Below are 7,441 nucleotides of genomic sequence, written 5' to 3' on the forward strand. Positions count from 1 at the left end.
CGCGAATGGCCCGAATACTGGCGGCGCTGCCGCAAGGAGCAACGCAATGAGCCGGCCAGGTCCGGCCACCGCGCGCAAATGCGTCGCCTGGCGCGCTCGCCTGCGGCGCAATCGGAACGATCAGCTGCAACTCTGGGACGAATTGCATACGAAATCCCTTTAAACAGCGCCCCGGTTGTCACAACGAGGCGATTTTCAACAGCCTGCTAGGGCCGACCATCGGTCCGGTGATGCCCGAACCCGACGTGCTGAATCATGCATGGCGTGAGTATGGATTGCGCGTGGGCGCCTGGCGCTGTCTCGATCTCTTCGATGAACTCGCGCTGCCGGTCGCGGCAATCATCAACACGGCGCTTTACGATCACTGCCCGCAGCTAGTCGCCGCGTTCGCTCGGCGTGGCGATGAACTCGTCGCGCACGGCCATACGAATTCGGAACGACAAGGAACGCTGACAGAAGACGACGAACGCGCACTGGTCGTGGCATGTCGCGAGCGAATCGCGGCTGAGAGCGCGCAGCAGCCCGCAGGCTGGCTATCGCCGTGGCTGTCGGAGAGTCATATCACCAGCGATCTGGTGGCCGAAGCGGGTTATCAGTACACGCTGAACTGGTGTCACGACGATCAGCCCACGCGCGTGCTCACGCGTGGCGGCCAGCCGCTGTGGGCCATCCCATATCCGGAAGAAGTCAACGATATCCCGATGATCCTTGCGCGGCAAATGGATGGGTCTTCGTTCGCCGATCTCGTGATCGATCACTTCGACGAAATGCTACGGCAGTCTGCGCGAGAACCGCTGGTGATGGGCATTGCGTTGCATGCGTACCTCATGGGGCAGCCGCATCGTTTATGTCACTTGCGGCGAGCGCTCGAACACATAGCGCGCGCGCGCGACGAAGGCCGCATCTGCATCACTACGCCCGGTTCGATCGCAAGCCACATGGACTTCGTCTGCCGTTAGATCCCTTCATTCTCACTTCGCCGTACCAGCACTTCCGCTTTCATTTCGCTCAACCTCAACAGGATTCGCCATGTTCATGTCAAAGGCAATCAAGCTACTGCTATGCGCAGTCACCGGCCTCATCCTCGCACAAGGCGCGTCAGCGCAATCGTGCGAACCGTCCAAGGTGGCCCAGAAATATCCATCACTTGCGGGCAAGACTATCAAGATCGGCGTGGACCCGGAATCGCCGCCGTATGCGTTTCGTGACAGCAAGGACTTCAACAGGATCATTGGCGCGGACGCCGACATGGCCCGCGCAGTGTTCGCCTGCGCCGGCGTGAAGACGGAATTCTTCACTGCTGGCTGGCCGGGGTTGCTGCCAGCACTGCGTGCCGGACAGATCGATGTTTTGTGGGACCTGCTTTACTACACGCCGGCACGCGCGAAGGAGACGACGTTCGTCACGTATATGCAAGCCGGCACGGGCGGTTTGGTGGCAGTTGGGAACCCAAAGAAGATCGATGACATCTCGAAGCTTTGCGGCACGACGGTCACCGCAGGCATCGGCACGGTCGAACTGACGATGGCGCAAGCGCAGGCCGCCAAATGCAAGGCCGAAGGCAGTCCTGATGTGACCATCATGACGTCCGCCGATATCGCGTCAGGCGCGCGCCTCGTGGCAAGCCATCGCGCCGACGTCATGATGTACGACCTTGCGCTGGTGGACGGTCTCGCGAAACAGAACCCACAGCTGTACAGCCGCGGCTTCATGGTGACAAGCGGCATGAAGATTGGCGTAGGCGTGAAGAAAGGCAACGCCGACATGATCGCTGCCGTATCCGACGGACTGAAGATCATGCAGGCCAATCAAACGCAGAAAAAGACGTTTCAGCAGTACGGCGTAGATGCGTCGCTGGAAATGCCGACCACACTGCTTACTCAATAAAGGCTGCCTGCATGGCACACCGCGTCGTGTGCCGGTAGCGTCATGGACCAGGCTCGGAAATGAAGGCATTGCGTATCAAACATCAGGCCGTCGGCGTCCTCGGCATCGTTGCCATACTCGCATTGCAGCCGGCGATGGCCGCCGGTCTGGATGGCGTTCAGGTGCTAGACGGTTTCAAGGAGCTGACTGGTTATGTCGGCTCGCCATTCCTGCTAGGCGGCGCGTGGATCGCGGTAAAGATCACGCTGATAGCGATGTCAATCGGGCTGGTGCTCGGGCTCGGTCTTGCGCTGATGCGGCTGTCGCGGTTCAAGGCCTTGAACTCAGGGGCGTGGGCTTATATCTGGTTCGTGCGCGGCACACCTCAACTACTGCAACTCGTGTTCATCTTCGACGCGCTGCCGCTGATCGGCTTGCGTTTCGATGAAGTCACGACTGCTGTTATTGGCTTCGCACTGAATGAGGCGGCGTTCAGCGCTGAACTGTTTCGGGCCGGGATCTTGTCGGTGAACCGTTCGCAATCCACTGCTGCGGCCGCACTCGGCATGGGACCGTTGCTGACGTTACGGCGCATCATCCTGCCGCAATCGATGCGCGCGGTGATCCCGGGTCTCGCCAACGACACCATCGGCATGTTGAAGCTAACGTCGATCGCATCCGTTATCTTCGTGAACGAACTGACGTTTCGCTCCCAACAGGTCGTAGGGCAGAACTTCAAGTTCTTTACCGTGTTCGGCGCGGCGGCGGTGATCTATCTGTTCCTGACAAGCGGGATCTCATTGGTTCAGGTGTGGCTCGAACGCCTTTTTGATCACGAGCGCGACCAAAAGATCACGTTCACGTGGTTCGGTCTGCGCGCATCGGCGCCTTATGCGAAGCCGGTCGACGCATCGATTTCTTTGCCGGTCGCCGCCAAAGAGCCGGAGACGAACGACCACGCCTGGATCGGCACGTTGCTGCCTGCCGAAAGTCGAACGCCGCGGCGTCGCGACGAACCGTTTGTCGCGTGCAGGAACGTCTGGAAATCGTATGGCAAGCGCGAAATTTTGCGCGGCGTCGACCTGTCGATCGCACATGGCGAGGTGGTCGTGATACTCGGCCCGAGCGGTTCCGGTAAAAGCACACTGCTCAAGCTCATCAACCATCTTGAACCGCTCGACTGGGGAACGATCAAGGTCGATTCGCAGTACGTGGGTTATCGCGAAGTGCCGGGTGGCGGCGGCACCGTGCGGCCGCTGCACAACCTCGCACGTGCACGCGCCGAAGCACGGGTGGGCATGGTGTTCCAGCATTTCAACCTGTTTAGTCATTTGAGTGCGCTGGACAACATCGTTGAAGCACAGCGTCAGGTCTATGACGTGCCGCGCGAGCAGGCGCAAGCGCTCGGGCGCGCGCTGTTAAAGAGTGTGGGCCTGGCCGCACACGCGGATTTTCTGCCGCACCGGTTATCGGGCGCACAGCAGCAGCGCGTGGCGATTGCACGTGCGCTCGCGATCAAGCCCAAGGTGATGCTCTTTGACGAACCAACATCGGCGCTCGACCCAGAACTCGTCGGTGATGTGCTTGGCGTAATGCGCGGGCTGGCCGATGCCGGCATGACGATGGTCGTCGTCACGCACGAAATCCGATTTGCCCGGGATGTCGCCGACCGCGTCGTCTTCATGGATGGCGGGGAGGTGATCGAGCAAGGGACACCACAGCAGGTCATCGACAATCCGACTCACGACCGCACCCGAAAATTCCTTAACGTCGTCGCGAATTGAATATAAGGCTCAAATGACAGACTTCGAAACTTTCAATCTTGGCCGCGTCGTGCTGCAATCGGGCGCGACGCTGCCTGACATGCTGCTCAGCTACAAGACGTATGGCCGGCTGAATGCGGCGCGCGACAACGCGATTGTCTATCCGACGTTTTATAGCGGCAGCCATGTCGACAATGAGTGGCTAATTGGCGAGCACATGGGGCTCGATCCGCGGGAGTACTTCATCATTGTGCCGAACATGTTTGGCAACGGCGTATCCAGTTCGCCAAGCAACAATCCGCCGCCGTATGATCGCGGCCGCTTTGCGCATGTGACGCTATACGACAACGTCGCCATGCAGTATCGCCTTGTGACCGAGAAGTTTGGCATCGAGTCGCTCAGGCTCGTCACCGGCTGGTCGATGGGCGCGATGCAGGCATTCCATTGGGCCGCGATGTATCCGCAGATGGTCGAGCGGATTCTGCCGTTTTGCGGGGCGGCACGGTGCTCGCGACACAACTTTGTGTTTATTGAAGGGCTCAAGGCACCATTGCTGTTGGACCCTGATTTCAAGGACGGCTTCTACGATGCACCGCCGACCCGCGGAATGCGCGCTGCTGCCCGTGTGTTTGCCGGCTGGGGATTTTCGCAGGCGTTTCTGCGTCAACGGCTCGACATGGAAGCGATGAGATATGGCTCTCTTGAGGACTTTATCACCCAGTTCTGGGAGGGTGACTTCCTGAAGAAGGACGCGAACAATATCTTGTCGATGATGTGGAGCTGGCAGTACGGCGATATTTCCGCCAATCCGCTTTATAAGGGCGATTTCGATCGGGCGTTGGGCAGTATCACTGCTAAGGCTATTGTGATGCCCGGCCGCACGGATCTGTACTTTCCGCCGGAAGATAGTGAGTATGAAGTTTCGAAGATGCCCAATGCACTATTGCGGCCGATCGAGTCGGTTTGGGGGCATTTCGCGGGCGGCCCTGCGGCCAATGCTGTCGACGTCAAGTTCATCGATGGTGCAGTGAGGGAACTTTTGGCTATGTAGCGGTCGGTTTTGTTTCGCTCGGCCCTGCTTGCGCGAACTCGCTGTTGCAGGGTTGACGCGAGTTTTGGAAGTCGGCTCGCCTCTTATGAATGGACGAGCGCGAACCTGTTCTGGAGGGCCGTTCCCGTACGCGGGATAGGGGTAGGAAACGCCGATCACCGTTCCCTTGTTGCCCCGGGACCGTGCCGACCGAGCCCCAGCGGCGAACGCCGACAAGCCGTTTCGGGTGCGGGGACGGCCCCGGTTGGCAACTGGGTTAGATCGGTGCAAGACACCGCCGATGACGACGACGGGCAGGGTGATGACACAGCGAGATCGGGAACCCGGCGAAGGCGAACGAAGCGCGTCTGAAACAGCTCACGAGCGACAGCCTCGCGATATTTGCTTTTTCTGGATCTGATTCAGGAAGGCAATATCGGCCTGATGAAAGCCGTCGACAAATTCGAATATCGACGCGGCTGGAAGTCTTCGACCTACGCAACGTGGTGAGTGTGGCAACCCGTCACGCGTTCGCTTGCGGATCAGGCGCGCACAATTCGTGTGCCAGTGCATATGATCGAGTCGATCAACAAGCTCAACCGGATTTCACGCGAGATTCTGCAGCAGACCGGACGAGAGGCTCATGCTGCGGCGCTGGCACAGCGCATGGAACTGCCGGAAGATAAGGTTCGTAGCATGGTGAAGGTCGCGAGGCAACCCGTGTCGCTCGAAACGTCGGTGGGCGAGGACGCCTACGCGACGCTTGGCGATATGATCGAAGACCCAATGGCGGCATCGCCCGCGGACGCCGCCGTGCATGCGAACCTGCGCGCCGCGATCGATGACGCGCTCGATGCGCTGTCGCCGCGTGACGCGAAGGTGCTGCGGATGCATTTTGGGATCGATACCGCGTCGGACTATACGCTCGAGGAACTGGGCAAAAGTTCGACGTGACGCGCGAACGGATTCGGCAGATCGAAAGCAAGGCGATGCGAAAGCTGATGCACCCGAGTCGCGCCGACAAGCTACGGCAATTTCTCGATCATTGAGCCATAGACCCGGGCGTCGGGGTGTTGTGTTGTCTCAGCGCCGCTCGCTGGTCCCTCGGCGTTCTTCACTCGGGCGAGTCAATAGCCCAACGCTGTCAGACGGCGCCTACGATCCCCGGCACCAGGTCCGGGCTACCTGGATGCGTTTCATGGTCATGGCCGAATGGCTCGTGGCACGCTATCGCCGACTCACAACAGGACCGCCTGCTGCAAAAGTTCCAGAGCCTTCAATTCGTCCAATCGACCGGTGCGCGCTTTACCTGCCAGCGTCTTGAGCAATGCTTGCGCTATCGGTTCGATACCGAGAAGGTTGTCCAGGCTGGTCACCGAAGCGAAGGGGAGCAATACCGCGCTTCTCTGCGGTATTGCTGCGGCTGGGAGCGACGGAAGGGTTGCCGGTGTGGCTGCCGGAATGTCGCCATCACTTTCTTCAGGCGAGCGACCGGCAGGCTCGTCTGGGCCATCACTTACATGATCTTCCGGGCTGACGCCGATCGTCTCTTTCTCTTCTGCGACATCCACCGAAAGAGCTGAGGCGCTTTGCGGATCGCCGAGAACGCCCGCGCGCGCGCGACCTGTGCGCGGCTGCGCATTGGCCGTTTTGCCTGGCACGCCGTCCTTCGTTGCAGCCGCGAGCGGCTCGTGTCTTTCAACGGACGCACGCCCGCGCGAAGCAGGGGTAAGCAAACGAGACACCGACTCTGGGATCTCGACTTCGGAGCGCGGCGTGTCCAACCAGCCAGTTGGCAAACCAAGTCGCTCCGTGAAACGGTTTGCTTCGACACCGTCCATGCGTTTCTTGCCATATAGCCGATGGGCCATGTTGGAGCCGCTCATCGCCATGACTACGCCAAGTCTTGCTTTCGATCCGTTGCGAGCCGTGAGGACGTGAAGGTTAGCACGTCGAATGTTCGCTACCACAGCGCTGTCGTCTAATGCCAGCGGTTGCTGGCGGGCCATTTCAGGAGATGTCCTGTCTTTCGAAGACGAACCTTTTCGCGGCGCATGGGGCTTAGGCTGTTCGGCCATCTCGCTTCGACTATTCCTGACGGCCCTGGGCGACCCACCCGTTGCTCTCTTTGGCATTTGCGTTTCCTCGAACAAACTATCTTTAGGAAATGGTTGGTGGCCGCCTTTCACGGCGGAAGCCGGCTCGGGTGTTTCAGGCACTACTTCTGATTCGTCGACTGTTCGGACGAAGTCGAGTGGTGACCTCAGGCGGGCGATGGTTTCGGCCGCGAGCGCAGGATTGGGCTGGTCGAAGAAGCCATGCGGCAGCCCAAGCGTGGTTTCCATATGAAAGGCGGTCTCCGGCGTGAACCTCTCGCCCTTCATCAGTTCAGCCACGCGCGTCATGTTCGATTCAAGTCCCAACGCGATGTTCTCTGCGCCCACCGCATCGACCAGAAACTGAAACGATCGTGTTTTGAAAATCGAGGCAGTCTGGGAGGAGTCTCGAGGAGGTGCCTTCACGTACGGTTGTCCCTGCCGGTTGGATGGAGATTTTTTTACGTGGTGAGGTTGGCGTTGGCTGCTGTCCCGAGAACCCGCATATCGTCCGCGGGCTTGACTCATAAAGTAGGGCTCCATGCGATCATTGGTGTTCCGACGGCGTTGTCAAGTTGGCGGCTGGAAGTCAACTATTCGGCACACGCGTAGTTATCCTTATCAGATAACTGTCTCGATTGCGGCAGAGACAGTCCAATCATGCCATGTTCCGAGGCGTTCTTTTA

At 59.4% G+C, this 7,441-nt stretch carries 4 protein-coding genes and 2 pseudogenes; 5 read left to right on the plus strand and 1 reads right to left on the minus strand.

All coding sequences use genetic code 11. The features are described from left to right. Positions 1-194: 194 nt before the first annotated feature. The 5 genes and pseudogenes from ABQJ48_RS37225 to ABQJ48_RS37245 form a co-directional block, all read left to right on the plus strand. Positions 195-959 (plus strand): annotated as a pseudogene (locus tag ABQJ48_RS37225) (polysaccharide deacetylase family protein); the annotation flags it as partial. Between the two features lie 70 nt (positions 960-1,029). Beyond that, the gene (locus tag ABQJ48_RS37230; protein ID WP_367842858.1) at positions 1,030-1,887 is read left to right on the plus strand and encodes an ABC transporter substrate-binding protein; all 858 of its coding nucleotides are present in this window, start codon (positions 1,030-1,032) and stop codon (positions 1,885-1,887) included. Positions 1,888-1,946: 59 nt separating this feature from the next. After that, complete coding sequence (locus tag ABQJ48_RS37235; RefSeq protein ID WP_367842859.1) at positions 1,947-3,650, plus strand: amino acid ABC transporter permease/ATP-binding protein; 1,704 nt, start codon at positions 1,947-1,949, stop codon at positions 3,648-3,650. 13 nt (positions 3,651-3,663) lie between these two features. Next, positions 3,664-4,680 (plus strand): alpha/beta fold hydrolase, encoded by a 1,017-nt coding sequence (locus ABQJ48_RS37240; protein WP_367842860.1) that lies wholly within the window; start codon positions 3,664-3,666, stop codon positions 4,678-4,680. 372 nt (positions 4,681-5,052) lie between these two features. Continuing rightward, positions 5,053-5,708 (plus strand): annotated as a pseudogene (locus tag ABQJ48_RS37245) (sigma-70 family RNA polymerase sigma factor); the annotation flags it as partial. Between the two features lie 189 nt (positions 5,709-5,897). Here ABQJ48_RS37245 and ABQJ48_RS37250 read toward each other — a convergent pair. Beyond that, the gene (locus ABQJ48_RS37250) at positions 5,898-7,283 is read right to left on the minus strand and encodes a hypothetical protein (RefSeq protein WP_367842861.1); all 1,386 of its coding nucleotides are present in this window, start codon (positions 7,281-7,283) and stop codon (positions 5,898-5,900) included. Positions 7,284-7,441 lie beyond the last annotated feature (158 nt).

It is taken from the genome of Paraburkholderia suaedae, assembly GCF_040812055.1.
Classification (GTDB): domain Bacteria; phylum Pseudomonadota; class Gammaproteobacteria; order Burkholderiales; family Burkholderiaceae; genus Paraburkholderia.

Coding starts and splice junctions, on each gene's coding strand:
- ABQJ48_RS37230 (WP_367842858.1), top strand. CDS start 1,030: ATGTTCATGTCAAAGGCAATCAAGCTACTGCTATGCGCAGTCACCGGC.
- ABQJ48_RS37240 (WP_367842860.1), top strand. CDS start 3,664: ATGACAGACTTCGAAACTTTCAATCTTGGCCGCGTCGTGCTGCAATCG.
- ABQJ48_RS37250 (WP_367842861.1), bottom strand. CDS start 7,283: ATGAGTCAAGCCCGCGGACGATATGCGGGTTCTCGGGACAGCAGCCAA.
- ABQJ48_RS37235 (WP_367842859.1), top strand. CDS start 1,947: ATGAAGGCATTGCGTATCAAACATCAGGCCGTCGGCGTCCTCGGCATC.